This window comes from Pseudomonas paeninsulae (assembly GCF_035621475.1).
GTDB lineage: Bacteria > Pseudomonadota > Gammaproteobacteria > Pseudomonadales > Pseudomonadaceae > Aquipseudomonas > Aquipseudomonas paeninsulae.
This window is the reverse complement of record NZ_CP141799.1, coordinates 4,040,167-4,065,253: the sequence shown is the minus strand read 5'-3', so window position 1 is coordinate 4,065,253 and position 25,087 is coordinate 4,040,167. Positions and strand designations below refer to the sequence as shown.

30 protein-coding genes and 1 tRNA gene are annotated in these 25,087 nt (G+C 59.6%); 21 read left to right on the top strand and 10 right to left on the bottom strand.

Going from position 1 to position 25,087, the window contains the following annotated elements:
• Position 1: 1 nt before the first annotated feature.
• The 7 genes from VCJ09_RS18730 to VCJ09_RS18700 form a co-directional block, all read right to left on the bottom strand.
• Complete coding sequence (locus VCJ09_RS18730) at positions 2–298, bottom strand: hypothetical protein (RefSeq protein WP_324731583.1); 297 nt, start codon at positions 296–298, stop codon at positions 2–4.
• A complete protein-coding gene (locus tag VCJ09_RS18725) occupies positions 295–465 on the bottom strand; it encodes a hypothetical protein (protein WP_324731582.1) in 171 nt (56 codons plus the stop codon). Before VCJ09_RS18725 ends, VCJ09_RS18730 begins: the two co-directional genes overlap by 4 nt.
• A complete protein-coding gene (locus VCJ09_RS18720; RefSeq protein ID WP_324731581.1) occupies positions 462–794 on the bottom strand; it encodes a helix-turn-helix domain-containing protein in 333 nt (110 codons plus the stop codon). Before VCJ09_RS18720 ends, VCJ09_RS18725 begins: the two co-directional genes overlap by 4 nt.
• A 1-nt stretch (position 795) precedes the next feature.
• Entirely contained in the window at positions 796–1,014 is a 219-nt protein-coding gene (locus tag VCJ09_RS18715) for a helix-turn-helix transcriptional regulator (protein ID WP_324731580.1), read from the bottom strand.
• Between the two features lie 114 nt (positions 1,015–1,128).
• Positions 1,129–1,884: a hypothetical protein gene (locus VCJ09_RS18710; RefSeq protein ID WP_324731579.1), complete on the bottom strand. Its 756-nt coding sequence runs from the start codon at positions 1,882–1,884 to the stop codon at positions 1,129–1,131.
• Between the two features lie 99 nt (positions 1,885–1,983).
• Positions 1,984–3,192: a tyrosine-type recombinase/integrase gene (locus tag VCJ09_RS18705; protein WP_324731578.1), complete on the bottom strand. Its 1,209-nt coding sequence runs from the start codon at positions 3,190–3,192 to the stop codon at positions 1,984–1,986.
• Positions 3,193–3,399: 207 nt separating this feature from the next.
• Positions 3,400–3,484 (bottom strand) — tRNA-Leu (locus tag VCJ09_RS18700).
• A 112-nt stretch (positions 3,485–3,596) separates the two neighbouring features.
• Between VCJ09_RS18700 and queA the strand changes: the two genes are divergently transcribed.
• The 6 genes from queA (at position 3,597) to VCJ09_RS18670 (ending at position 9,643) form a co-directional block, all read left to right on the top strand.
• The gene (gene queA, locus VCJ09_RS18695; protein ID WP_079203012.1) at positions 3,597–4,646 is read left to right on the top strand and encodes a tRNA preQ1(34) S-adenosylmethionine ribosyltransferase-isomerase QueA; all 1,050 of its coding nucleotides are present in this window, start codon (positions 3,597–3,599) and stop codon (positions 4,644–4,646) included.
• 14 nt (positions 4,647–4,660) lie between these two features.
• The gene (tgt, locus tag VCJ09_RS18690; protein WP_324734689.1) at positions 4,661–5,776 is read left to right on the top strand and encodes a tRNA guanosine(34) transglycosylase Tgt; all 1,116 of its coding nucleotides are present in this window, start codon (positions 4,661–4,663) and stop codon (positions 5,774–5,776) included.
• A 40-nt stretch (positions 5,777–5,816) separates the two neighbouring features.
• Positions 5,817–6,149 (top strand): preprotein translocase subunit YajC, encoded by a 333-nt coding sequence (gene yajC / locus VCJ09_RS18685; protein WP_324731577.1) that lies wholly within the window; start codon positions 5,817–5,819, stop codon positions 6,147–6,149.
• Positions 6,150–6,211: 62 nt separating this feature from the next.
• Positions 6,212–8,080: a protein translocase subunit SecD gene (gene secD / locus VCJ09_RS18680; protein WP_324731576.1), complete on the top strand. Its 1,869-nt coding sequence runs from the start codon at positions 6,212–6,214 to the stop codon at positions 8,078–8,080.
• A 10-nt stretch (positions 8,081–8,090) separates the two neighbouring features.
• A complete protein-coding gene (gene secF, locus VCJ09_RS18675; RefSeq protein ID WP_079203008.1) occupies positions 8,091–8,996 on the top strand; it encodes a protein translocase subunit SecF in 906 nt (301 codons plus the stop codon).
• Between the two features lie 110 nt (positions 8,997–9,106).
• Positions 9,107–9,643, top strand: a complete 537-nt coding sequence (locus VCJ09_RS18670) for a glycine zipper 2TM domain-containing protein (RefSeq protein WP_324731575.1) — start codon at positions 9,107–9,109, stop codon at positions 9,641–9,643.
• A 54-nt stretch (positions 9,644–9,697) separates the two neighbouring features.
• On the opposite strand, the gene VCJ09_RS18665 is transcribed toward VCJ09_RS18670, so the two are convergent.
• On the bottom strand, positions 9,698–10,663 hold the full coding sequence (locus VCJ09_RS18665; protein ID WP_324731573.1) for an IS1595 family transposase: 966 nt from the start codon (positions 10,661–10,663) through the stop codon (positions 9,698–9,700).
• Between the two features lie 203 nt (positions 10,664–10,866).
• Between VCJ09_RS18665 and VCJ09_RS18660 the strand changes: the two genes are divergently transcribed.
• Positions 10,867–12,261 (top strand): IS4 family transposase, encoded by a 1,395-nt coding sequence (locus VCJ09_RS18660; protein WP_324731574.1) that lies wholly within the window; start codon positions 10,867–10,869, stop codon positions 12,259–12,261.
• Positions 12,262–12,332: 71 nt separating this feature from the next.
• On the opposite strand, the gene VCJ09_RS18655 is transcribed toward VCJ09_RS18660, so the two are convergent.
• Together VCJ09_RS18655 and suhB are read right to left on the bottom strand one after the other, a co-directional pair.
• On the bottom strand, positions 12,333–13,298 hold the full coding sequence (locus VCJ09_RS18655; RefSeq protein ID WP_324731573.1) for an IS1595 family transposase: 966 nt from the start codon (positions 13,296–13,298) through the stop codon (positions 12,333–12,335).
• Between the two features lie 109 nt (positions 13,299–13,407).
• Positions 13,408–14,223, bottom strand: coding sequence for a type III secretion system regulator SuhB (gene suhB, locus VCJ09_RS18650; RefSeq protein ID WP_079203006.1), 816 nt, complete (start codon positions 14,221–14,223; stop codon positions 13,408–13,410).
• 145 nt (positions 14,224–14,368) lie between these two features.
• Here suhB and trmJ point away from each other — a divergent pair, with 145 nt between their 5' ends.
• The 14 genes from trmJ to VCJ09_RS18580 all read left to right on the top strand — a co-directional run bounded on the left by trmJ (position 14,369) and on the right by VCJ09_RS18580 (position 25,086).
• A complete protein-coding gene (gene trmJ, locus VCJ09_RS18645; protein ID WP_324731572.1) occupies positions 14,369–15,148 on the top strand; it encodes a tRNA (cytosine(32)/uridine(32)-2'-O)-methyltransferase TrmJ in 780 nt (259 codons plus the stop codon).
• Positions 15,141–15,920 carry a serine O-acetyltransferase gene (gene cysE, locus VCJ09_RS18640; protein ID WP_324731571.1) on the top strand — a complete coding sequence of 260 codons (780 nt, stop codon included), beginning with the start codon at positions 15,141–15,143 and terminating at the stop codon, positions 15,918–15,920. Before trmJ ends, cysE begins: the two co-directional genes overlap by 8 nt.
• Positions 15,921–16,060: 140 nt before the next feature.
• Positions 16,061–16,552 carry a Fe-S cluster assembly transcriptional regulator IscR gene (gene iscR / locus VCJ09_RS18635; protein WP_079203003.1) on the top strand — a complete coding sequence of 164 codons (492 nt, stop codon included), beginning with the start codon at positions 16,061–16,063 and terminating at the stop codon, positions 16,550–16,552.
• Positions 16,553–16,601: 49 nt separating this feature from the next.
• Entirely contained in the window at positions 16,602–17,816 is a 1,215-nt protein-coding gene (locus VCJ09_RS18630) for an IscS subfamily cysteine desulfurase (RefSeq protein ID WP_079203002.1), read from the top strand.
• A gap of 41 nt (positions 17,817–17,857) precedes the next feature.
• On the top strand, positions 17,858–18,244 hold the full coding sequence (iscU, locus tag VCJ09_RS18625; protein ID WP_079203001.1) for a Fe-S cluster assembly scaffold IscU: 387 nt from the start codon (positions 17,858–17,860) through the stop codon (positions 18,242–18,244).
• A gap of 11 nt (positions 18,245–18,255) precedes the next feature.
• Positions 18,256–18,579, top strand: coding sequence for an iron-sulfur cluster assembly protein IscA (gene iscA, locus VCJ09_RS18620; RefSeq protein ID WP_079203000.1), 324 nt, complete (start codon positions 18,256–18,258; stop codon positions 18,577–18,579).
• 7 nt (positions 18,580–18,586) lie between these two features.
• The gene (gene hscB, locus VCJ09_RS18615; protein ID WP_324731570.1) at positions 18,587–19,108 is read left to right on the top strand and encodes a co-chaperone HscB; all 522 of its coding nucleotides are present in this window, start codon (positions 18,587–18,589) and stop codon (positions 19,106–19,108) included.
• Positions 19,109–19,161: 53 nt separating this feature from the next.
• Positions 19,162–21,027: a Fe-S protein assembly chaperone HscA gene (gene hscA / locus VCJ09_RS18610; RefSeq protein ID WP_324731569.1), complete on the top strand. Its 1,866-nt coding sequence runs from the start codon at positions 19,162–19,164 to the stop codon at positions 21,025–21,027.
• A 2-nt stretch (positions 21,028–21,029) separates the two neighbouring features.
• Complete coding sequence (gene fdx / locus VCJ09_RS18605; protein WP_324731568.1) at positions 21,030–21,368, top strand: ISC system 2Fe-2S type ferredoxin; 339 nt, start codon at positions 21,030–21,032, stop codon at positions 21,366–21,368.
• 23 nt (positions 21,369–21,391) lie between these two features.
• Positions 21,392–21,592, top strand: a complete 201-nt coding sequence (gene iscX / locus VCJ09_RS18600; RefSeq protein ID WP_079202996.1) for a Fe-S cluster assembly protein IscX — start codon at positions 21,392–21,394, stop codon at positions 21,590–21,592.
• A 161-nt stretch (positions 21,593–21,753) separates the two neighbouring features.
• On the top strand, positions 21,754–22,185 hold the full coding sequence (gene ndk, locus VCJ09_RS18595) for a nucleoside-diphosphate kinase (protein ID WP_238039797.1): 432 nt from the start codon (positions 21,754–21,756) through the stop codon (positions 22,183–22,185).
• 24 nt (positions 22,186–22,209) lie between these two features.
• On the top strand, positions 22,210–23,358 hold the full coding sequence (rlmN, locus tag VCJ09_RS18590; RefSeq protein ID WP_324731567.1) for a 23S rRNA (adenine(2503)-C(2))-methyltransferase RlmN: 1,149 nt from the start codon (positions 22,210–22,212) through the stop codon (positions 23,356–23,358).
• A gap of 13 nt (positions 23,359–23,371) precedes the next feature.
• On the top strand, positions 23,372–24,130 hold the full coding sequence (gene pilW / locus VCJ09_RS18585; protein WP_324731566.1) for a type IV pilus biogenesis/stability protein PilW: 759 nt from the start codon (positions 23,372–23,374) through the stop codon (positions 24,128–24,130).
• Positions 24,130–25,086, top strand: a complete 957-nt coding sequence (locus VCJ09_RS18580; RefSeq protein ID WP_324731565.1) for a RodZ family helix-turn-helix domain-containing protein — start codon at positions 24,130–24,132, stop codon at positions 25,084–25,086. The genes pilW and VCJ09_RS18580 overlap by 1 nt, the downstream gene beginning before the upstream one ends.
• Position 25,087 lies beyond the last annotated feature (1 nt).

Genomic DNA, 25,087 nt, shown 5'->3' with positions numbered 1-25,087 from the left:
GTTAAACCCCTTTGCGCTTGCGGCTGTCGGCTATGCCGCGTTGGGTATCGGACAGTTTGGCGGACAGGGTGCCCAGCGATTGCAACAGCCAGCCCAGGTCGGTCAAGGCGTCCATAGAAATGCCGTGGTCTTCGTTCTGCGCGGCCCCTGCCAGGATTTGCCCGACTGCGGCAATGCCGAAGCCGAGTGCGATTTCTTGGTCATGGGCGGCCATGTTGGCGCTCGCTAACTGCTCGGGAGTCATGGCCTCAATTTGCGCCACGGTCGGCAACAGATCATTCCAGGTCTGGGCGGTCATACGGCTTCCCCTTGAGTTTCCAGAGCGCGGGCACGGGCCATGGCGGCGTTGTACCGGGACAGGCGGACGGACAAAGAGGAATCAGCGCGCAGGGCGGCCATAGCGCGGGCTTTCCAGGCGGCGGCGTGATGCTTGGCAATGCTCGGAAAGGTGCGGGCGGTATTCATGCGGCCACCTTCTTGGCCTTGCGCCCCATCGTCACCAGCACGTCCCGAGCGTGGTAGCGGGCGGCCCCGGCGATGCTGTAGCGGGTGACAGGCTGGCGGCACTTGCCTACTCGCTCCTTGGTGCGTGTGATGGTGATGCCGTAGTCGTTTGCCAGGCTTGAAATGGTGCTGTGCAAACTCCAGTCGCCAAGCTCTCGGGCGGCCTCGTATTTGTTCAGCGATGCCGTGAACACAAGGTGTTCTAGTACGGCGGCAATCAAGGTTGGCTCGGTGATAATCTGGCCGTGCGACTGGCTGCCTTGTTCTTCGGAACGGGTGGCCTTTTTCATATCAGGCGGCCTTGCGCTGTGCGACCAGCGAATCACACCAGGCCAGCACCTCGGCCTCGATCCATGCAACAGACTTTGGGCCAAGGGTGACTTGTGCGGGGAAGGTGCCGGCAGCAATGCGCCGGTAAATCTCGGACGTGGAAAGGCTGGTGTAGTCCTTCACCTTGGTCAGCTTGATAAAGCGGCGGGGGAGGTTGTCGGGGCTGGTTTGCATTGCCATGGTCGTGTGCCTCTTGGGCTTTGTTGAACACGACTGGCATTCAATACAACGGGGCTTGGCTCTTACAGTCCGGTCTGCGCGCAAACCGTACAGTCTGCGCGCAGCCCGTAAGGGTCAGGCTTTAGATTTTTCATGCGAGGCTATCCAGTCGTACAGCGTGCGCTCTTTGATTCCGTCCCGCTTGCCGATGATTCGGGAAAAGTCGGCGCGGCTTTCGTAATCGCTCGACGTGGCGTCCCATTCGGTCAAAGTGGCGGCTTTCTGCTGGTTGGTGGGTGCGTGGCGCAGTGCCGCCCGCTCCCTAGCCTCGTGTGACGTACGCCAATCGCGGCTGTGCCTCTCCTCGCAGTGTGTAAGCGTTTCTCTGGTTACTGCTATCGCTTCAAATACGGATAAAGCACTTTCAAAATTGCCGGCCTGATGCAACGAGCAAAGGGCGTCGTACTGATAAATCAGAAGGCAGACCATGGGGGCGTAGGCTGGCACCAAATCCTGAGCCTGAGACGCAAAGCCAAGGAAGGCTTCCAGCGCCCCAGGGTTTAGCGGCGCGTCAGCCAATGGCGCGGAGATGGCTTTGCCCCACTCATATTTGGCAGTGTCGCGCTCTATTTCACACTCAAGACCTTCCAGCTCGCTTTCGATTAGATCCCCCACTTCTGCGGCAACCGCTATGGGCTCAAAACCCTGCCATTTTTTGGCGTACTCATAATCACAAACAGCCTCAGCCATCTCTACGAAGTAGGGTGCCAGGGTGTCGCAGAGGGGCGGGGGAATGTTTGCAAGCCTCGGCTTAATTTTGCCAGGTTCGTATGCAGGGAGTTGTTCGTAAACGGCCAGCAAGTCGATATGCCTAAGATAATGACAAAGCATCCAGCACCCTCCCGAGCGCGCCCACTGTGCAAATAGATCGGCTGACCAGGCGGGTGGGTGTCCGCTTTTCGCCCCGTCGGGCTAGGCCAGCCAAAACCGTTAAGCCTTGCGCTTGATGCTCACCACGTTGGCGCCAGCGCACAGGGCGTCTATTGAGTCAGCCCATGCTTGCATCATGGTTACGCGCTGGGGCAGGTAGGTGGCGTGGTTGTAGGTGTCGCGGATTTCGTCGTCGTCACCGTGGGCTAGCTGGCGTTCGATCCAGTCGCGGTTATAGCCGCGCCCGTTGAGTTCGGTGCTCAGTAGGTGGCGGAAGCCATGGCCGGTTTGTCGGCCTTTATAGCCAGCGTCTGCCAAAGCCTTGTTGATGGTGTTTTCGCTCATGGGGCGGGCGGTGTTGTTGCGGCCTGCAAATGCCAAGGCGTAGCCCCCGGTCACTTCTTGGAGCTGGCGCAGGATGGTCACGGCCTGGCGTGGCAGCGGCACGATATGCGGGCGGCGGGCTTTCATGCGCTCTTTCGGAATCGTCCAGGTGGCGGCCTCAAGGTCGAACTCGGCCCAGGGCGCGGCGCGCAACTCACCAGGGCGCACGGCAGTCAGCACCAGCAGGCGGATGGCGTGGCGGGTCAGGGTATTGATCTTGGCGGCCTCGATCTTGCCCAGCAGTTCTGGCAGCTCGGCACAGGTGACGTGCGGGTGGTGGCGGGTTGTCGGGGCGTGGGCGGCGATCACGTCCAGGTCGGTCGCCGGGTTTGCCTCGACAGCCCCTTGTGCCAGGCCAAAGCGGAAAATCTGGCTCAGCCATTGGCGGGTTTTCTTGGCGACGTTGTGCGCGCCGCGTGATTCGATTTTGCGGATCAGTGCCACCAGTTCGGGGCGGGTAATGGCTTTGGCTGGCCGGTGGCCAAGTGCGGGCAGTAAATCCGACTCCAGGTAGGCGGCGACTTTGTCGGCGGTGGACTTCGCCCAGCGTGGCAGGCGGTAGGCGTGCCACTCCCTGGCCAGTGTCTCGAATGACAACGACTCAAGCGCTTGCGCCTGCTTGGTAGCTTGCCGTTCTGCGCCCGGGTCTACGCCTTCATCCAGCAGAAGGCGGGCGTCGTCACGCTTGCGGCGTGCGCCAGCTAAAGGCACGGCAGGGTATGCGCCCAGGGACAGCATTTTGGCTTTGCCGTCGAAGCGGTAGCGGTAGCGCCACAGCTTGGAGCCGGTCGGGGCGACCTCCAGGCACAGCCCGTTGCTATCGGCCAAACGATACAGCTTGGCCTTTGGCTTGGCGGTGACTATGGCTTGATTGGTCAGCGGCATGGTGCCCCCGTGTGAGTCGCGCCGGGTGGCGTTTGGCGGCTCAGGTGTGAGTAGATTTATCGACCAAACTCGATCTACTCACAAATCTACTCACAATCCTATGGGCTTACAAGGGAGGGGTAGGGAACTGCGGACAATAAAAAACCGGCTCAAGTGGCCGGTTTTCTAGGGTTTCAGGTCGTTTCGGTACGTCCTGAGATGTTTGTATGGTGCCCCGAGGGAGACTCGAACTCCCACTTCTCTCGAAAACGGATTTTGAATCCGCCGCGTCTACCGGTTCCGCCATCGGGGCACAATGGCGGCGAAGTATAGGGATGCCATTGGCCTTGGTCAATCCACTTGCGTGGCTAGATTGCACTATTTCCGGTAAGCTTTGCCGCCCTGCTAGATGACCTCCTCCGAACATGCGCGTTGCCGACTTTGATTTCGAGCTGCCTGACGCTCTTATTGCCCGCCATCCGCTCGCAGAGCGGCGTGCCAGCCGTTTGCTCGTGCTGGATGGGCCAAGTGGTGCGCTGGCGCATCGTCAGTTCAGTGATCTGCTGGAGTATTTACGCCCCGGCGACTTGATGGTGTTCAATAACACGCGGGTGATTCCTGCGCGTCTATTCGGCCAGAAGGCTTCGGGCGGCAAGCTCGAAGTGTTGGTCGAGCGGGTGCTGGACAGCCACCGCGTCCTGGCCCATGTGCGTTCGAGCAAATCACCCAAGCCGGGTTCGACGATTCTGATCGATGGCGGCGGTGAGGCGCAGATGCTGGCACGGCATGACGCGCTGTTCGAGTTGCGCTTTGCCGAAGAGGTCTTGCCGCTGCTCGAGCGGGTTGGTCATATGCCGCTGCCTCCTTATATAGACCGCCCGGACGATGCCGCCGATCGTGAGCGTTATCAGACCGTCTATGCCGCGCGCTCCGGTGCAGTGGCGGCGCCTACCGCGGGCTTGCACTTCGATCAGGCATTGCTGGCGAGCATTGCCGGGATGGGGGTGGAGAGTGCCTTCGTGACCCTGCATGTCGGGGCCGGGACTTTTCAGCCGGTGCGGGTCGAGCGCATCGAAGATCATCCGATGCACAGCGAGTGGCTGGAGGTCGGCCAGGATGTGGTCGATGCTGTGGCGGCCTGCCGTGCCCGTGGCGGGCGTGTGGTAGCGGTGGGTACCACCAGTGTGCGTTCGCTGGAGAGTGCGGCGCGCGACGGCGAGCTCAAGGCGTTCAGCGGCGACACCGACATCTTTATCTACCCGGGCCGTCCGCTGCATGTGGTCGATGCTCTGGTGACCAATTTCCATTTGCCGGAATCGACCCTGCTGATGCTGGTCTCTGCGTTTGCCGGCTACCCCGAAACCATGGCGGCCTATAAAAGCGCGATCGCCGAGGGTTATCGCTTCTTCAGTTATGGCGATGCCATGTTCATCACCCGCAACCCCGCACCGCGCGGGCCAGAGGATCACGTATGACGCGCACCTGCCGGATGGCTTTCGAATTGCTGGCGACCGATGGTAAGGCGCGGCGTGGACGCATTACCTTTCCGCGTGGGGTGGTCGAGACGCCGGCGTTCATGCCGGTGGGCACCTATGGCACGGTCAAGGGCATGTTGCCGCGCGACATCGAGGCGACTGGCGCGCAGATGATCCTCGGCAATACCTTTCATCTGTGGTTGCGTCCCGGCACCGAGGTGATCAAACGTCACGGCGATCTGCACGACTTCATGCAGTGGCAGGGGCCGATCCTCACCGATTCGGGTGGCTTTCAGGTGTTCAGCCTGGGTGCGATGCGCAAGATCAAGGAGGAGGGGGTGTATTTCGCTTCGCCGGTCGATGGCGCCAAGGTGTTCATGGGGCCGGAAGAGTCGATGCAGGTGCAGCGCGACCTGGGCTCGGACATCGTGATGATTTTCGACGAGTGCACGCCTTATCCGGCCGAATTCGATGTGGCCAAGCGCTCCATGGAGCTTTCGCTGCGTTGGGCCAAGCGTTCGAAGGAGGCGCACGGCGATAGCTCTGCGGCGCTGTTCGGTATCGTTCAGGGTGGCATGCATGAAGAGCTGCGCATGCGTTCGCTGGAAGGCTTGAATGCACTGGATTTTGACGGTTTGGCGATTGGCGGCCTGTCGGTCGGTGAGCCAAAGGAAGAAATGATCCGCGTGCTGGATTATCTGCCAGCCCTGCTGCCCGCCGATAAACCGCGCTACTTGATGGGGGTTGGCAAGCCAGAGGACTTGGTCGAGGGCGTACGCCGCGGTGTGGACATGTTCGACTGTGTGATGCCGACGCGCAATGCGCGAAATGGCCATCTGTTTGTCGATACCGGCGTGCTGAAAATTCGTAATGCGGTGCATCGACATGATGATTCGCCACTCGATGCAACCTGTGATTGTTATACCTGCCAGCATTTCTCCCGTGCCTACCTGCACCATTTGGATAAGTGTGGCGAAATGTTGGGCAGTATGCTGAATACAATCCATAACTTACGGCACTATCAGTTGCTGATGGCTGGTTTGCGCGAGTCTATTCAACAGGGTACATTGGCCGCCTTTGTCGATGCCTTCTATACCCGTCGTGGCCTGCCGGTCCCGGCGCTGAGCTGATAAATCAACGTTTTTGAGTAGTTTCTAACAGGAGTGTTAAATGAGCTTTTTGATCCCTGCGGCATTTGCCGATGCCGCTGCCCCAACGGGTGCTGTTGGTTCTGGTTTCGAATGGGTGTTTCTGGTCGGCTTTCTGGTCATCTTCTATCTGATGATCTGGCGTCCCCAGGCCAAGCGTGCGAAAGAGCACAAGAACCTGCTCGGCACCTTGCAGAAGGGTGACGAAGTCGTGACCAGCGGCGGTATCGCCGGCAAGGTGACCAAGGTCAGCGATGACTTCGTGGTGCTGGAAGTGTCCGACACCGTCGAGCTGAAGATTCAGAAGGTGGCCATCGCCGCGACCCTGCCCAAGGGCACGTTGAAAGCTATTTAAGCTTCACACTCTTACCATCCGACGGGGCGCTTAAGGCGCCCCGCGTCATAACGGGCGGCGTCATGCTCAACAAATTCCCCCTCTGGAAGTACCTGCTGATCCTGGCTGTGCTGGCGATCGGTTTTCTTTATTCCGCGCCCAACCTGTATCCAGATGATCCGGCAATCCAGGTGAGCGGTAACAGTACGGCCATGCAGGTCGAGCAAGCTGATCTGGAGCGCGCCACGCGTGCCTTGCAGGCAGCAGGTATTGAGGTCAAGGCTTCGAGTCTGGCTGCGCAAGGCCGTGCCGGCCTGCTCCGTTTGACCAAGCAGGCCGATCAGCTGCCAGCCAAGGATGTGGTGCGCAAGACCTTGGGCGAAGAGTTCGTGGTTGCCTTGAACCTCGCGCAGACTACCCCTGATTGGCTACGTAACCTGGGTGCGGGTCCGATGAAACTGGGCCTGGACTTGTCCGGTGGTGTGCACTTCCTGCTGGAAGTGGATATGGACAAGGCGCTGGACGCGCGGCGCAAGGTCTACGAGGGGGAGGTCAAGAGCATGCTGCGCAAGGAGCGCGTGCGCTACCGGAGCCTGCCCGAATTCAACGGCGCGATTCAGTTGGGTTTCGTCGACGAGGCGACTCTGGAAAAGGCCCAGAGCCTGATTCGCAAGGAATTCTCCGATTTCGAGTTGAGTTCGATCGAACGTAGCGATTTGCAGGTGCTGCGCTTGAGCCTGACTCAGGCCAAGCTGGCGGACATTCGCGAATACTCGATCAAGCAGAACCTGACTACCGTGCGTAACCGGGTCAATGAGTTGGGCGTGGCCGAGCCGCTGGTTCAGCGTCAGGGTGCCAACCGGATCGTGGTTGAACTACCCGGTGTGCAGGACACCGCCGAGGCCAAGCGCATTCTGGGCAAGACGGCCAACCTCGAGTTTCGTCTGGCTGCCGATGCCGATGCATCGAGAACCACGACCGAGGCCTTCGAGTTCCGTGAGGAGGGGCGTCCGCCCGCGCAGTTGGAGCGTGAGCTGATCATCACGGGCGATCAGGTAACCGACGCCCAGGCCAGCTTCGATGAGAATGGCAGCCCGCAGGTGAACATTCGTCTGGATGGTCATGGCGGCGAGTTGATGAACCGTGCGACGCGCAGCAATGTCGGGCGCAGCATGGCGGTGATCTTTATCGAGCAGAAGCCGACCGTGCGTTACCTGCGCCAGGTTGTCGATGGTGTCGAGAAGGAAGTCGCGGTCCAGAGTTTCGTCGAAGAGAAAAAGATCATCAGCCTGGCGACCATTCAGTCGCCACTGGGTAGCCAGTTCCGAATTACCGGCCTCGATGGTCCAGGCGAGTCGACCGAGCTGGCGTTGTTGCTGCGTGCCGGTGGTTTGGCTGCGCCAATGTACTTCGCCGAAGAACGCACCATCGGCCCGAGCCTGGGTGCCGACAACATTGCCAAGGGTGTTGATGCCGCGCTCTGGGGCATGTTGTTCGTGTCACTGTTCATCATCGTCATCTACCGCTTCTTTGGTGTGTTGGCGACCCTGGCCCTGGGGCTCAACATGGTGCTGCTGTTGGCGCTGATGTCGCTGCTGAGTGCCACCCTGACGTTGCCGGGTATCGCCGGTATCGTACTGACCATGGGGATGGCGGTGGATGCCAACGTGCTGATCTTCTCGCGAATTCGCGAGGAAATCGCCAATGGCATGTCGGTGCAGCGGGCCATTCATGAGGGCTTCGACCGCGCTTACTCGGCGATTATCGACGGCAACCTGACCACGTTATTGGTGGGTGGGATTCTTTTCGCCATGGGTACCGGTCCGGTCAAAGGCTTTGCGGTGACACTGTCGCTGGGCATTCTCACCTCGATGTTCACCGCTATCCTGGTGACGCGAGCCATGGTCAACCTGAGCTTCGGCGGGCGTGACCTGAAGAAGTTGTGGATTTGAGGGGGCTGAGATGAATCGTGTAATCAACTTCATGGGCGTGCGCAAGATTGCGCTCGTCCTCACCCTGATCGTGACCTTTATTGCGCTGGGTAGTCTGGTAGTTAAAGGCCTGAATTTCGGTCTGGATTTTACCGGCGGTACGCAGATCGAGCTGGCTTATGAGCAGCCTGCGGACCTCAGCAGTATTCGTCAGAACCTGGCGGACGCCGGTTATGGCAATGCCGTGGTGCAGAGCTTTGGTGCAACTACCGACGTGGTCGTGCGGATGCAGGGCGATGATGCGGACTTGGGGGATAAGGTTGCCTCTGTGTTGCAGCAGGCGGGCGACAAGCTCCAGGTGAAGAAGGTCGAGTTCGTCGGCCCGCAGGTCGGAGAGGAGTTGCGTGACCAAGGCGGCCTGGGCATGCTCCTGGCGCTGGGCGGCGTCATGCTCTATCTGGCCTTCCGCTTTCAGTGGAAGTTCTCTATGGGCGCGTTCATCTCGCTGGTGCATGACGTCATCGTCACCCTGGGCATTCTGTCGTTCTTTCAGGTCACTTTCGACCTGACCGTGCTGGCGGCGCTGCTGGCGATCATCGGTTATTCGTTGAATGACACCATCGTGGTCTTCGATCGGGTTCGCGAGAATTTCCGGGTGCTGCGCAAGGCCAGTTTGATCGAAAACATCAATATCTCTACCACGCAAACCCTGTTGCGCACTCTGGCCACGTCGATCTCGACCTTGCTGGCGATTGGTGCCTTGCTGGTCTTTGGCGGCGATAATCTGTTCGGCTTTGCCATCGCGTTGTTCGTGGGGGTGCTGGTGGGTACTTATTCGTCGATTTATATCTCCAACGCGACGCTGATCTGGCTCGATCTGACCGTCGAAGATCTGATTCCGCCAGTGCCGACCGAAGAGGTTGATGAGCGTCCCTGAATCTGCGCGCTTCTGCGTGGGGTCACTTGTTGAACTTGCTGCGAGTTGCTCCAGTCCAATTATGCTAGATCGGGCGCCATGCGCCGAATAAGCGAAAACCAGGAGTTCTTATGAACAAGTCAATGCTCGTTGGTGCTGTGCTGGGTGCTGTCGGTGTGACGGCAGGCGGTGCAGTGGCCACTTATAATCTGATGAGTGGTTCCGAGTACGCGGAAGTTCTAGCTGTGCAGCCGATCAAGGAGGCGATCAAAACCCCGCGTGAGGTCTGTGAGGATGTCACCGTGACCCGGCAGAAGCCGGTAAAGGACCAGCATCAGATTGCCGGTACGGCGATCGGTGCGGTTGTTGGCGGTTTGCTGGGTAACCAGGTTGGTGGCGGTTCTGGCAAGAAGATTGCCACCGTAGCTGGTGCCGTTGGTGGCGGTTACGCCGGCAACAAAGTGCAGGAAAACATGCAGGCGGGTGCCACCTATACCACCACTGAAAACCGCTGTCGCACCGTGACCGATACCAGCGAGAAAGTGGTCGGTTATGACGTGAAGTATCAGTTGGATGGTAAAGAAGGGCGGGTGCGTATGGACAATGATCCGGGTAGTCGGATTCCGGTCAAGGATGGGCAGTTGGTCATGGCCGAAACGGCCGAGTAACCCTGCAAATGAAAAAGCGCCCTACGGGGCGCTTTTTTGTGGGCATTAAAAAGGCTATGTACCCTTTAACTGTTGCATGGGCCGGCCCACCGCCTCCTGCAGACAAAACTCTGGCTGAATGCGCTTTGTGTACCGCTCCAACATGCGGCGCCAACCCAGGTAGTTAACGAGGTACTTGGTCGCAACCCCATGAAAGCGCGCCATCCAGCCCTTCAGCCGACTGTGATAAGCGTTGACGTTCTGGATATGAAAAGCCGCTTCCTGGACGCGTAACCCCGGCCTCGCATACACCACCTTGTGGGTGATCCCGTTGCGGCGTGCAAATGCCGCATAGATTGCTGCGCCATCAGTACAGAGCACCGACGCTTTATCCACCAAAGGCCTTAGCGCGGCACTTACATGGGCGGCGTCGAGCTTCTCCAACTGAAAGTCAGCGGTATGTCCTTCACGGTCGCGAACAACCAAAACGGGTATCTGATCCGGCCCCGTTCCGCGTGTCTTGCCCACACCCCCGCGTTTACGGGGTGGGCGCGGCATCTCGCGCTGACCTTTGAATGACTCGAGAAAGAACGTTTCGTCGGCCTCGACAATGCCGCTTTCACGCGCATCGTGATGCGCCGCCACATCATGCAAAAACCGATGTCGCCAGCGAAATGAAGTGTTCTTGCTGACGCTGCAGTGTCGGGCCGCCGCTCTCACGGTCAATCCAGCAATGAGGGCTTGGGCATAATCCAGCCAGCAGTCCTTTTTGCGTAGGCGCGCCAAGGGTGTTCCAGTCAATGCATTGCACGTGCGCCGACAGACCTTGCAGCGATAGCGCTGCAAGCCACCACTGCGGCCCCATGAGGCCAGTTGCGCGGCGTCGGCGGCACAGTGCGGGCAGGCTTTCAGATCAGGGATGAGCTCTTCAAAGCCATCTCGCTGCACGTTGATCTGGAGAAAATGCTGAACGATGGACTTCTGTTTGATCGTGAGGCGATCAAGCCGAGCCAGTAGGTGTTGAAAGGGTTGGGCATCCATAACGGCACTCCTTGATGAGCACACGTCTTCAGTCTAGGCCTTGCAACAGTTAACGAGTACATAGCCATTAAAAAGGCTATGTACCGAATGGCACTGAGTTAAACCCAAGCCATTGATTTTCAGGGGAAGTAGAGGGCTGGCCGCCCCGGATAGTAGGCTGGAGGTTGCGAAATCCACAGCAACCATCCGAGGAGCCAGCCTACATGCATCCTAGCCATCGCCCAACGACGGGGCAACAACAGCGTGTACGCCACTATGCAAGCAGCGCGGACAGCTATTCCCTGTTCAATCTACTGACCGGCCCAGAGTTGTTCGACCGTATTGAGGCGTTGCTACCGGAGCACCGCGAACGATTGTTTCCGCCGACGGAAACCTTGTCGATGTTTCTCTCCCAGGCGTTGTCGGCGGACGGCAGCTGTCAAGCGGTGGTCAACGACGCCATGGTCAAACGGGTGATTGGGGGGCTCAAGCCTGGGAGTACGGATACCGGTGGATACTGCAAGGCGCGCTCGCGTCTGCCGCAGTCAATGATCTCGTCGCTGGCACGCCAAACCGGGGAGATCATCGCCGAAGGTGCCGCCTCCTGGTGGCACTGGCGGGGCCGGCGGGTGCGCCTGGTCGACGGGGCCACTGTTACGCTGGCGGACACCGAAGAGAATCAGGCCGCCTATCCGCAGCCGGGTAGTCAAAAGGCGGGATTGGGATTTCCGCAGTGTCGGATCGTGGCGCTGCTGTGCCTGGGTAGCGGCGCGTTGCTCGATGCCGCTACGGGCCCCTGCAAAGGCAAGGGCAGCGACGAGCAAAGCCTGTTGCGCGAGATGCTCGACTTGCTCGACGGCGATGACATCTTGCTCGGCGATGCCTTCTACGCGACCTACTTTCTGCTCTGGGAACTGAACCGCAGAGGTGTCGACGGCGTGTTCGAGCAGTATGGGGCACGCAAGCGCAGCACCGACTTCGCCAAGGGCGAGAAACAGGGGGTGCGCGACCACCTCATCGTACTGAGCAAGCCGCCGCGCTGTCCGCACTGGATGAGCCCCGCGGAGTACGAGGAGGCACCCGAGACGCTGACGGTGCGCGAGTTCCAAGCGGGTGGAAAGATCATGGTCACGACCTTCCTGTGCCCCAAGGAGACTCCCAAGCATGTGCTCAAAGCGCTGTATCGGTGCCGCTGGAACGTGGAGCTGGATCTGCGCAACATCAAGACGACACTCGGCATGGAGCACCTGCGCTGCAAGTGCCCAGAGATGGCCATGAAAGAGCTATGGGTCTACCTGCTCGCCTACAACCTGATCCGACTGTTGATGGCCCAGGCTGCCTTGCTGGCCGATCAAATCCCGCGCCAGCTCAGCTTCAAACATACGATCCAAATTTGGATGGCTTGGCAGCAACGCGGCGCCCCGGCCCACTCGGCCCACTCGGCCGCCATCAACGCCTTGCTGGTGCTGATTGCAGAACCACGGGTAGGTTTACGCCCCGGTCGAATCGAACCACGTGCGGTGAAACGACGACCGAAGCCCTTCCCCTTGCTCACCAAGCCGCGGCATATCGCCAAAGAAGATGTCAGGAAAAATGGACATCCGAAAAAACAGCGCTGAGGCGCGGCGCGCAAACGCACTCTAACTGCACCATCTTACGATGAGCCAACGCTTAACTCAGTGCCATTCGGCTATGTACCCTTTAACTGTTGCATGGGCCGGCCCACCGCCTCCTGCAGACAAAACTCTGGCTGAATGCGCTTTGTGTACCGCTCCAACATGCGGCGCCAACCCAGGTAGTTAACGAGGTACTTGGTCGCAACCCCATGAAAGCGCGCCATCCAGCCCTTCAGCCGACTGTGATAAGCGTTGACGTTCTGGATATGAAAAGCCGCTTCCTGGACGCGTAACCCCGGCCTCGCATACACCACCTTGTGGGTGATCCCGTTGCGGCGTGCAAATGCCGCATAGATTGCTGCGCCATCAGTACAGAGCACCGACGCTTTATCCACCAAAGGCCTTAGCGCGGCACTTACATGGGCGGCGTCGAGCTTCTCCAACTGAAAGTCAGCGGTATGTCCTTCACGGTCGCGAACAACCAAAACGGGTATCTGATCCGGCCCCGTTCCGCGTGTCTTGCCCACACCCCCGCGTTTACGGGGTGGGCGCGGCATCTCGCGCTGACCTTTGAATGACTCGAGAAAGAACGTTTCGTCGGCCTCGACAATGCCGCTTTCACGCGCATCGTGATGCGCCGCCACATCATGCAAAAACCGATGTCGCCAGCGAAATGAAGTGTTCTTGCTGACGCTGCAGTGTCGGGCCGCCGCTCTCACGGTCAATCCAGCAATGAGGGCTTGGGCATAATCCAGCCAGCAGTCCTTTTTGCGTAGGCGCGCCAAGGGTGTTCCAGTCAATGCATTGCACGTGCGCCGACAGACCTTGCAGCGATAGCGCTGCAAGCCACCACTGCGGCCCCATGAGGCCAGTTGCGCGGCGTCGGCGGCACAGTGCGGGCAGGCTTTCAGATCAGGGATGAGCTCTTCAAAGCCATCTCGCTGCACGTTGATCTGGAGAAAATGCTGAACGATGGACTTCTGTTTGATCGTGAGGCGATCAAGCCGAGCCAGTAGGTGTTGAAAGGGTTGGGCATCCATAACGGCACTCCTTGATGAGCACACGTCTTCAGTCTAGGCCTTGCAACAGTTAACGAGTACATAGCCATTAAAAAACCGGCCGTTGGCCGGTTTTTTATTTATCGCGCAATCAGCGCTTCATTGAGGCGGAAAGATGCGGCTGGATGGCCGTCAGCACTGCCTTGAAGCACTTGGTGTTGCCGGCGACGATCTGGCCTTTCTCGAGGAATTCGTGGCCACCGGTGAAGTCGCTGACCAGGCCGCCTGCTTCCTGAATCAGCAGGGCGCCGGCTGCCATGTCCCATTCGGACAGGCCGAATTCCCAGAAGGCATCGAAACGGCCTGCGGCCACGTAGGCCAGGTCCAGGCTGGCGGCGCCCGCACGACGAACGCCGGCTGTCTGGCCGACCAGGTTGCGGAACATGCCCAGGTAGTTTTCCAGGTTGTCGAGCTGGCTGTCGCGGAATGGGAAGCCGGTGCCGAGCAGGGCGCCTTCCAGGCTCTTGCGTGAGCTGACGCGCAGGCGACGGCCGTTGAGGGCGGCGCCACGGCCACGGCTGGCGGTGAATTCTTCCTGGCGTACCGGGTCGATGACCACGGCATGCTCCAGTCGGCCGCGGTACTTGCAGGCCAGGCTGACGGCGAAATGCGGCACACCACGGATAAAGTTGGTGGTGCCGTCCAGTGGATCGATGATCCACAGGTAGTCGGCGCCGTCGCCGCTGCCTTCGATCAGGCCGCCTTCCTCGCCGAGGAAGCCGTGGGTCGGATAAGCCTTGCGCAGCGCTTGGATGATCAGCAACTCGGCAGAGCGATCGATCTCAGTCACGTAATCCTTGGCATCTTTCTCGTCGACCGAGATGACGTCCAAGCGTTCGATCGAGCGGAAAATCATTTCACCGGCGCTACGGGCTGCGCGCAGGGCGATATTCAGCATGGGCTGCATGGGCGATTCACCTGGGTTGTTAAAGAAAGCCGGCAATATTAGCAGAAAAGGCTGGTGGATGAAGTGCCGTCTGTGTCGTGCATGGCATTACCCTGGGTGGTTCTGTAAGCTTTGCTGCCCTTGGCTGCCCATGTGAGCGTTTGCGTTGCTGCAAAATATTCGAGTGGTTCTGGTTAATACCAGTCATCCCGGCAATATCGGTGGTGCTGCGCGCGCCATGAAAAACATGGGTCTGTCGCGCCTGGTGCTGGTCGAGCCGATGGACTTTCCCAGTGGCGATGCGGTGGCTCGGGCCTCGGGGGCGACCGATGTGCTTGAGGCTGCGCAGGTGGTCGGCACGCTTGAAGAGGCGCTGGTCGGTTGCAGCCTGGTGCTGGGGACCAGTGCGCGCGATCGACGCATTCCCTGGCCGTTGCTCGATCCGCGCGAGTGCGGGCTGGCCGCGTGCGAGCAGGCTTTGCAGGGGGGCGAAGTGGCTTTGGTGTTCGGTCGTGAATACGCCGGCCTGACCAACGAGGAACTGCAGCGTTGCCATTTTCATGTGCACATTCCGTCCGATCCGGATTTTAGTTCGCTGAACCTGGCGGCGGCCGTGCAGGTGCTGGCCTATGAGGTGCGCATGGCCTGGTTGGCGGCGCAGAATAAGCCGACCAAGACGCTCAAGTTGGAGACCACGGCGATTCAGAGTTCCCAACCGGTGACGGCGGACGAGTTGGAGTCGTTTTATGCGCATCTGCAGCTCGCCCTGGTCGAGATCGGTTTTCTCGATCCGGCCAAGCCGCGGCACTTGATGAGCCGCTTGCGGCGCCTGTACGGTCGTAGTGGTATCAGTAAGCTGGAAATCAATATCTTGCGTGGCATTTTGACGGAAACCGTCAAGGCGGCGCGTGGTGAGCACCTTAAACAGGGGAAAACTGATGTTTGAGCGCATGCGGGAAGATATCCAGAGCGTATTCCATCGCGATCCGGCGGCGCGCAATGCGCTTGAGGTGGTGACCTGCTACCCGGGCCTGCATGCGGTCTGGTTGCATCGTCTGGCGCATGCGCTGTGGACGTCCGGTTGGAAATGGTTGGCGCGGGTGGTCTCCAATCTGGGGCGCTGGCTGACCGGGATCGAGATCCATCCGGGGGCGAAGATCGGTCGGCGCTTCTTCATCGATCATGGCATGGGCATCGTCATCGGCGAGACGGCCGAAATCGGCAACGATGTCACCCTGTATCAGGGCGTGACTCTGGGCGGTACCAGTTGGAACAAGGGCAAGCGCCATCCGACGCTGGAAGATGGTGTGGTGGTCGGTGCTGGGGCCAAGGTGCTCGGGCCGTTCACGGTGGGCGCGGGGGCCAAGATCGGCTCCAATGCGGTGGTGACCAAGGAGGTGCCGGCGGGGGCGACTGCGGTCGGTATTCCTGGGCGGATCATCGTCAAGGTGGATGACGAGCAGGCAGCCAAGCGTCAGGCCATGGCGGAAAAACTGGGCTTCGATGCCTATGGCGTCGGACAGGACATGCCAGATCCGGTGGCGCGCGCCATTGGCCAGTTGCTCGATCACTTGCAGGCGGTTGATGCGCGCCTGGAAGGCATGTGCAATGCGCTTAACGAGTTGGGCAGTGACTACTGCGCCAAGGAGTTGCCGGCGTTGCGCGACGAGGACTTCGTTGGCGTGTGCAAGGATCAGGATGGCAAGCCGGTAGCGTGATGCGCGCGGGCGAGTGCTTTGCTATGCTGGGCGCCCTCCGGGTGCGGCTAATCCCGAGTAAAGCACTAGGTCTTATAGTTGACTTGAATACTCGGGAATTGCATACTCGCTGCAAATTGTGATCCCGTGGTAACTCCCTTATGCGACTGACCACCAAAGGCCGTTACGCCGTTACCGCCATGCTCGATCTGGCGCTACATGCGCAGCATGGGCCGGTGTCCCTGGCCGATATCTCCGAGCGTCAGGGTATCTCCCTGTCATACCTTGAGCAGCTGTTCGCCAAGCTGCGTCGGAGTAATCTGGTTTCCAGCGTGCGTGGTCCCGGCGGTGGTTACCAGTTGTCCCGCGACATGCAGGGTATCCAGGTAGCCGAAGTAATCGATGCAGTCAACGAGTCGGTCGATGCCACGCGCTGTCAAGGGCAGGGCGATTGCCATGGCGGTGAGACTTGCCTGACCCATCATCTGTGGTGCGACCTGAGTCAGCAGATTCATGAGTTCCTCAGTGGCATCAGTTTGGCTGATCTGGTGACGCGCCGCGAAGTGCAGGAAATCGCGCAGTCTCAGGATCAGCGGCGCAGTAATGGCAGGATGCCGCACCTAGATAAGATTGCAGCATCCACCGTCGATTGAACGTAGGGTGCCGGCCCGCGTGGCCAGAAACCTGATTAGGAGAAGATCAATGAAATTGCCGATTTACCTCGATTATTCCGCCACCACCCCGGTCGATCCGCGTGTGGCGCAAAAGATGAGTGAGTGTTTGCTGGTCGATGGCAACTTCGGCAATCCGGCATCGCGCTCCCATGTGTTTGGCTGGAAGGCCGAGGAGGCTGTTGAGAATGGTCGCCGTCAGGTCGCCGAGCTGGTCAATGCAGACCCGCGCGAGATCGTCTGGACCTCCGGTGCCACAGAGTCGGACAACCTGGCAATCAAGGGCATTGCGCACTTCTACAGTGGCAAGGGCAAGCACATCGTCACCTCGAAGATCGAGCACAAGGCGGTGCTAGACACTACCCGCCAGTTGGAGCGCGAAGGCTTCGAGGTGACCTATATCGAGCCGGGTGAAGACGGGCTGATTACTCCGGCCATGGTCGAGGCGGCGCTGCGCGAGGACACCATTCTGGTGTCGATCATGCATGTGAACAACGAAATTGGCACCATCAACGATATCGCGGGCATCGGTGAAGTGACTCGCGCGCGCGGCGTGTTCTTCCACGTCGATGCGGCGCAGTCCACCGGCAAGGTGGCTATCGATCTGGAAAAACTCAAGGTCGACCTGATGTCCTTCTCGGCGCACAAGACCTACGGGCCCAAGGGCGTTGGTGCGCTCTACGTCCGGCGCAAGCCGCGCGTGCGCCTGGAAGCGCAGACCCATGGCGGTGGTCATGAGCGCGGTATGCGCTCCGGCACCCTGGCGACTCACCAGATCGTCGGCATGGGCGAAGCCTTCCGTATTGCCAAGGAAGAAATGGTCCAGGAAAACCAGCGCATCAAGGCGTTGCGTGATCGTTTCTTCGAGCAGGTCGATGGCCTGGAAGAGTTGTACGTGAACGGCAGCATGACCTCGCGAGTGCCGCACAACCTCAACCTCAGCTTCAACTATGTCGAAGGCGAGTCGTTGATCATGGCGCTCAAGGATCTGGCGGTATCGTCGGGTTCGGCCTGTACCTCGGCTTCACTTGAGCCCTCGTATGTGTTGCGCGCCCTGGGTCGTAACGACGAGTTGGCGCACAGCTCGATCCGTTTCACCTTCGGCCGGTTCTCCACCGAAGAAGAGATCGACTACGCCGCGCAGAAAGTTCGCGAGGCGGTCACCAAACTGCGCGATTTGTCGCCGCTGTGGGATATGTTCAAAGAGGGTGTCGATCTGTCCAAGGTCGAGTGGGCTGCACACTAAAGCTGCCGTTGAGCAGCCCCTGATGAGAGAGGAATACCAGCATGGCTTACAGTGAAAAGGTCATTGACCACTACGAAAACCCGCGCAACGTAGGCAAGATGGACGCGGAAGATCCGGATGTCGGTACCGGCATGGTCGGCGCCCCGGCGTGTGGCGACGTGATGCGCTTGCAGATCAAGGTCAACGAGCAGGGCGTGATTGAAGACGCCAAGTTCAAGACCTATGGCTGCGGTTCCGCGATTGCCTCCAGCTCCCTCGCCACCGAGTGGATGAAGGGTAAGACCCTGGATGAGGCGGAAACCATCAAGAACACCCACCTCGCCGAAGAGTTGGCGTTGCCGCCGGTGAAAATCCACTGCTCGGTACTCGCCGAGGACGCCATCAAGGCGGCCGTGCGTGATTACAAGCAGAAGAAAGGCTTGCTCTAAGGAGGTTGTCGATGGCTATCAGCATGACCGAAGCTGCCGCTCAGCACGTGCGGCGTTCGCTTGAAGGGCGCGGTAAGGGCGACGGCATCCGCCTGGCCGTGCGCACTACTGGCTGTTCGGGCCTGGCTTATGTGCTGGAGTTCGTCGACGAGGCCGCCAGCGAAGACCAGGTGTTCGAGACTCACGGGGTCAAGGTGATCATAGATCCCAAGAGCCTGGTGTACCTCGACGGTACTGAGCTGGACTTCGTCAAGGAAGGTTTGAACGAAGGCTTCAAGTTCAACAATCCTAACGTGCGCGGCGAATGTGGCTGCGGCGAAAGCTTTAATATCTGAGGCATTTGTGGGTAGTCCTTGTCATTTCGCCCTGTTCGCTCTGCAACCAAGCTTCCGTCTGGATCTGGAGCAGTTGGCCGTGCGTTATCGCGAGCTGGCGCGCACTGTCCATCCGGATCGTTTCGCCGATGCCTCTGATCGTGAGCAACGCTTGGCGCTGGAGCATTCGGCCAGCCTCAATGAGGCTTATAGCACGCTGAAAAGCTCGCCCAAGCGCGCGCGTTACCTGTTGGCATTGGGCGGGCCGGAATTGCCCCTGGAAGTCACGGTGCAAGACCCGGACTTCCTGCTGCAGCAGATGCATTGGCGTGAAGAATTGGAAGATCTGCAAGATAGCGCCGATTTGGCGGGCGTGGCGACGTTCAAGCGCCGCCTGAAGATTGCTCAGGATGAGTTGAACGAGAGCTTTGCCGTTTGTTGGGATGATTCGTTGCGTCGCGCCGAGGCCGAGCGCCTGATGCGCCGCATGCAGTTTCTCGACAAGCTTTCCCACGAAGTGCGCCAGCTGGAAGAGCGCCTCGACGATTAACCCTCGCGCAGCCAACGTGGCACGCCTGATATACAGATAAGCATTTATTAATCATGGCCTTACTGCAGATCGCTGAGCCCGGACAGAGCCCCCAGCCCCACCAGCGTCGGTTGGCGGTTGGGATTGATCTGGGAACCACTAATTCGCTGGTCGCAGCCCTGCGCAGCGGCCTATCCGAGCCGATCGCCGATGCCGCAGGGCAGGTCATCCTGCCTTCAGCGGTGCGCTATCACGTCGACCATGTCGAGGTCGGCGAGGCCGCCAGGCTGGCCGCATCGGCTGACCCGCTGAATACCGTGCTGTCAGTCAAGCGCCTGATGGGGCGTGGCCTGGCCGACGTCAAGCAATTGGGCGAGCAGTTGCCCTATCGCTTTGTCGGCGGCGAGTCGCACATGCCCTTCATTGCTACGGTGCAGGGGCCGAAAAGTCCGGTCGAAGTGTCTGCCGATATCCTCAAGGTGCTGCGTCAGCGTGCCGAAGCCGCCCTGGGTGGCGAGCTGGTCGGTGCGGTAATCACGGTGCCGGCCTACTTCGATGACTCCCAGCGCCAGGCCACCAAGGATGCGGCGCGTCTGGCCGGCTTGAATGTGCTGCGCTTGCTCAATGAGCCGACCGCTGCGGCTGTGGCCTATGGTCTGGACCAGCATGCCGAGGGCGTGGTGGCGATTTATGACCTGGGCGGCGGTACCTTCGATATTTCCATTTTGCGTCTGACCGGCGGGGTTTTCGAGGTATTGGCCACCGGTGGTGACAGTGCCTTGGGTGGTGATGACTTCGATCATGCGATTGCTGGCTGGATAATCGAACAGGCCGGTCTGTCTGCCGATCTCGATCCGGGCGAGCAGCGCAGTCTGTTGCAGGCCGCCTGCGCGGCCAAGGAAGCCCTGACCAGTTGTGCTGCGGCCCAGCTCAGTTATGGAACCTGGCAGGGGCAGTTGAGTCGCGAGCAGTTCGACGCATTGATCGAGCCAATGCTGGCGCGCAGCCTCAAGGCCTGTCGGCGAGCCGTGCGCGATGCCGGAATCGAGCTGGAAGAGGTCGAGGCCGTGGTCATGGTCGGTGGTTCGACTCGCGTGCCGCGCGTGCGCCAGGCGGTCGCCGAGATGTTCGCCCGCGAGCCCTTGAGCGATATCGATCCGGATCAGGTGGTGGCCATTGGTGCCGCGATCCAGGCCGATGCCCTGGCGGGTAACAAGCGTGCAGAGGGTGACGAGCTGTTACTGCTGGACGTGATTCCGTTGTCGCTTGGCCTGGAAACCATGGGCGGGCTGATGGAGAAGGTCATTCCGCGCAACACCACCATTCCGGTGGCGCGTGCTCAGGACTTCACCACCTATAAAGATGGCCAGACGGCCATGATGATTCATGTGCTGCAAGGTGAGCGCGAGCTGATCAGCGATTGCCGCTCCCTGGCGCGTTTCGAGTTGCGCGGTATTCCGCCAATGGTCGCCGGTTCGGCGAAGATTCGTGTGACCTTCCAGGTCGATGCCGATGGCTTGCTCGGCGTGGCGGCCCGCGAGCTGGCTTCGGGGGTGGAGGCGAGCATTCAGGTCAAGCCGTCTTACGGGCTTACCGATGGCGAAATCGCGCGAATGCTGCAGGACTCTTTCAAGAATGCCGGTGACGACAAGGTCGCCCGTGTATTGCGTGAACTGCAGGTGGATGCTCAGCGTCTGCTCGAGGCGGTAGAGGCTGCCTTGCAAGCCGACGGTGAACGTTTGCTGGGCGCCGATGAGCGCCTGGCTATCGATGCGCAAATGCAGCAGTTGCGCGCGCTGATGGCGAGTAACGATGGCCTGGCCATCGAGCAACAGACCAAGCGCTTGACCCAGTTGACCGATGCCTTTGCCGCTCGTCGCCTGGATGCCACGGTCAAAGCCGCATTGGCTGGCCGTAGTCTTAATGAAATTGAGGAATAAGCATGCCGCAGGTGATTTTTCTGCCCAACGCCGACCACTGCCCTGAAGGGCTGGTGATCGAAGCGCAGTCGGGCGAAACCGTGCTCAACGTCGCGCTTCGCCACGGTATCGGCATCGAGCATGCCTGTGAGAAATCCTGTGCCTGTACGACGTGTCACGTGGTGGTTCGCGAGGGGTTTGCTTCTATGGAGCCATCCGACGAACTCGAAGACGATATGCTGGACAAGGCCTGGGGGCTGGAGCCTAATTCGCGGCTGTCTTGTCAGGCTGTGGTGGCTGAGCAGGATCTGGTGGTCGAGATCCCCAGGTACACCATCAATCAAGTGTCCGAAGGGCACTGAATATTCGGCATAAGGAGCAGGTCATGAGCCTAAAATGGTCCGATGTGCTGGAAGTCGCGATCCAGTTGGCGGAAAGCAAGCCTGACATCGATCCGCGTTTCGTCAATTTTGTCGACCTGCATCGCTGGGTGCTGGCGTTGCCGGATTTTTCCGACGATCCGCAGCGTGGTGGCGAGAAAGTGCTTGAGGCCATTCAGGCCGCCTGGATCGAAGAGGCGGATTGAGCCAGCTGTAAGTCATAAGCGGCAAGCTTCACGCGAGTTGGTATTTGCCCGAACCATGGGCGCCAACGCTTGCTTGGCGCTGCTCTTATATTTCCCCCCCAAACCCGCGTATAATTCGCGGGTTTAATTTTTCGTATTACCCATCGTTTCTGGAGTTACACATGGCTGTTCAACGTACTTTTTCCATCATCAAGCCTGACGCTGTTGCCAAGAATGTTATCGGCGAGATCGTTAGCCGTTTCGAAAAAGCCGGCCTGCGCGTCGTTGCCTCGAAAATGGTCCAGCTGTCCGAGCGCGAAGCTGGCGGTTTTTACGCCGAGCACAGCGAGCGCGGCTTCTTCAAGGATCTGGTCGCTTTCATGGTTTCGGGTCCGGTCATCGTGCAGGTGCTGGAAGGTGAAGATGCTATCGCCAAGAACCGTGAGCTGATGGGCGCAACCAACCCGAAAGAAGCGGCTGCCGGCACCATTCGCGCCGATTTCGCCGTATCCATCGACGAGAACGCGGTACACGGTTCCGATTCCGAGGCGTCCGCCGCCCGTGAAATCGCCTACTTCTTCTCCGCTACCGAGGTATGTGCGCGCATTCGCTAAGGCGACGCGTGCGAGGGTGAAGCCATGACTGAAGCTACCGGCAAAATTAATCTACTGGGTCTGACCCAGGCAGAGATGGAACAATTCTTCGAGGACATCGGGGAAAAACGTTTCCGTGCCGGTCAGTTGATGAAGTGGATTCACCACTTTGGCGTCGATGATTTCGATGTCATGAGCAACGTCAGCAAGGCCTTGCGGGAAAAACTCAAGGCCTGTGCTGAAATTCGTGGCCCGGAAGTGGTCAGCGAAGATATTTCTACTGATGGCACGCGCAAGTGGGTAGTGCGGGTGGCGTCAGGCAGTTGTGTGGAGACCGTGTATATCCCGCAAGGTTCGCGCGGCACCCTGTGCGTTTCTTCGCAGGCGGGTTGCGCACTGGATTGCAGCTTCTGCTCCACGGGCAAACAGGGTTTCAATAGCGATCTGACAGCCGCCGAAGTGATCGGTCAGGTGTGGATCGCCAGCAAGTCGTTCGGTAGCGTGCCCGCCAGATCCGATCGCGCCATCACCAATGTGGTGATGATGGGCATGGGCGAACCACTGCTGAACTTCGACAACGTGGTCGCCGCCATGAAGATCATGATGGACGACCTCGGTTATGGCATCTCCAAGCGCAAGGTGACCCTGTCCACTTCGGGCGTGGTGCCGATGATCGACAAACTGGGTGAAGTCATCGATGTATCCCTGGCGCTGTCGTTGCACGCGCCGAACGATGAGTTGCGCAACCAGTTGGTGCCGATCAACAAGAAGTATCCGCTGGAGATGTTGCTGGCGGCCTGCCAGCGTTATGTCTCGCGCCTCGGCGAGAAGCGTGTGCTGACCATCGAGTACACCCTGCTCAAGGATGTCAACGATAAGCCCGAGCATGCTGAGCAGATGATCGCACTTCTGCAAAATGTACCTTGCAAGATCAACCTGATTCCGTTTAATCCCTTCCCCTTCTCGGGTTACGAGCGGCCGAGCAACAATGCCATTCGCCGTTTCCAGGATCTGCTGCACAAAGCCGGGCACAATGTCACCGTGCGTACTCCGCGCGGCGAAGACATCGATGCTGCCTGCGGCCAGTTGGTCGGCCAGGTCATGGATCGTACCCGTCGTAGCGAGCGCTACATTGCCGTGCGTGAGTTGAGTAGCGAGGCCGAGACGCCGAGTTCCGCCGCCAATCGAACTTGAAGAGAGGATACCCATGACCCTGCGCCCAGCGCTGTTCTTGTTAATCGCCAGCCTGTTGGCCGGCTGTGTGTCGACAGGCGATGTCGACCCGATGAGAACCGACAAGGGGCGTGACGGTGCGCGTGATGCCTACATTCAGTTGGGGCTCGGCTACCTGCAGCAAGGCGCTAGTGGACGGGCCAAGGTACCGTTGAAAAAGGCGCTCGACCTCGACCCGAGCAGCGCGGATGCACATGCGGCTCTGGCGTTGGTGTTTCAGCGCGAAATGGAATACAAGCTGGCCGATGAGCATTATCGCATCGCGTTATCGCAACGCAGCGACGATGCCCGGCTGCTGAATAACTACGGTGGCTTCCTGTTCGAGCAGGAGCGCTATCAGGAGGCGCTCGAGCATTATCAGCAAGCTTCACGGGATACCCTTTACCCCGAGCGTTCACGGGTGTTCGAGAACCTTGGCTTGACGGCCATGAAGCTCAATCAGCGCGAACAGGCGAAAGCCTATTTCGAGCGCTCGCTCCGCCTGAATAGCCGCCAGCCCCGGGCACTACTCGAGATGGCCGTAATGCTCTACGAGGAGGAGCAATATGTGCCGGCGCGCGGCTATTACGATAGCTACAGCCTGCTGGCCGAGCAGAATGCGCGTAGCCTGTTGCTCGGCGCGAGCCTGGCGACCATCTTCCAGGATCGCGACACGGCTGCCAGCCTGGGTCTGCAATTGAAGCGTTTTTATCCCGGTACGCCGGAATATCAGCAATATCGGTCGGAGCAATGATGAAAGTGGCGCATCCTGAAGTTGTAACAACCCAGCGCGTCAATCCCGGTGAGTCACTGCGCGAGGCGCGCGAGAGCAAGGGCTGGGCCGTTGATGAAGTGGCCGGCCAACTGAATCTCTCGCCACTGCGCCTGAGTCAGATCGAAGCGGGTGCGTTCGATAAATTGCCGGGCAATACCTTTGCCCGTGGCTACGTTCGCGCTTATGGAAAACTCCTAGGCATGGATCAGAGTCGTCTGGTCCTGGAGTTCGATCAGTTCACTGGTAGTGACGCCGTAGGTAGCGATGTACACAGCCTGGGCCACATCGAGGAACCGGTACGTTACTCACAACGCATCCTGCGTTTCGTCAGTTTTGCCTTGCTGGTGGCGCTGGCGGGCGTCGGTTTTTACTGGTGGCAAGAGCAGGCCGCGCGGCTTGCCGGTGAGTCGCCTGTAACCAGTATCGAGCAGGTTGAAGTAGACGGTGCCGATGGCATGACCCAGATTCATCCTCTGGATGAGCCTGAAGATCAGGCCGTGCTGGCGGCTCAGGGGGGGGCTGAGTTGAACCTGATGCCTGCCATCACCGAAGTAGCCGCGGAGTCGGAATTGGACGGCGCTGCAGAGCAGGCAGCGGCTGAGCCGGCTGGCGAAGAGCTGCAGGCCGAACTTGCTGCTGCCGACAGCCCCGCACCGGCCAACACTACCGAGTCGCTGGCCGTCGCTGCCGGCGAGGGCATGGTAAGTGTCAGCTATGTCGCTGACTGCTGGACACAGTTGACCGATGCCAGTGGCAAGGTACTGTTCAGTGCGCTCAAGCGTAAGGGCGATAGTTTGCAGCTCGCCGGCAAGGCGCCGCTGGAGTTACGCCTGGGCTTTGCCCGTGGTGCGCAGGTGAGCTACAACGGTCAGGCGGTCGATGTGACGCCCTATATCACGGGTGAAACCGCACGTATCAAGTTGGGTGGTCAGTAAG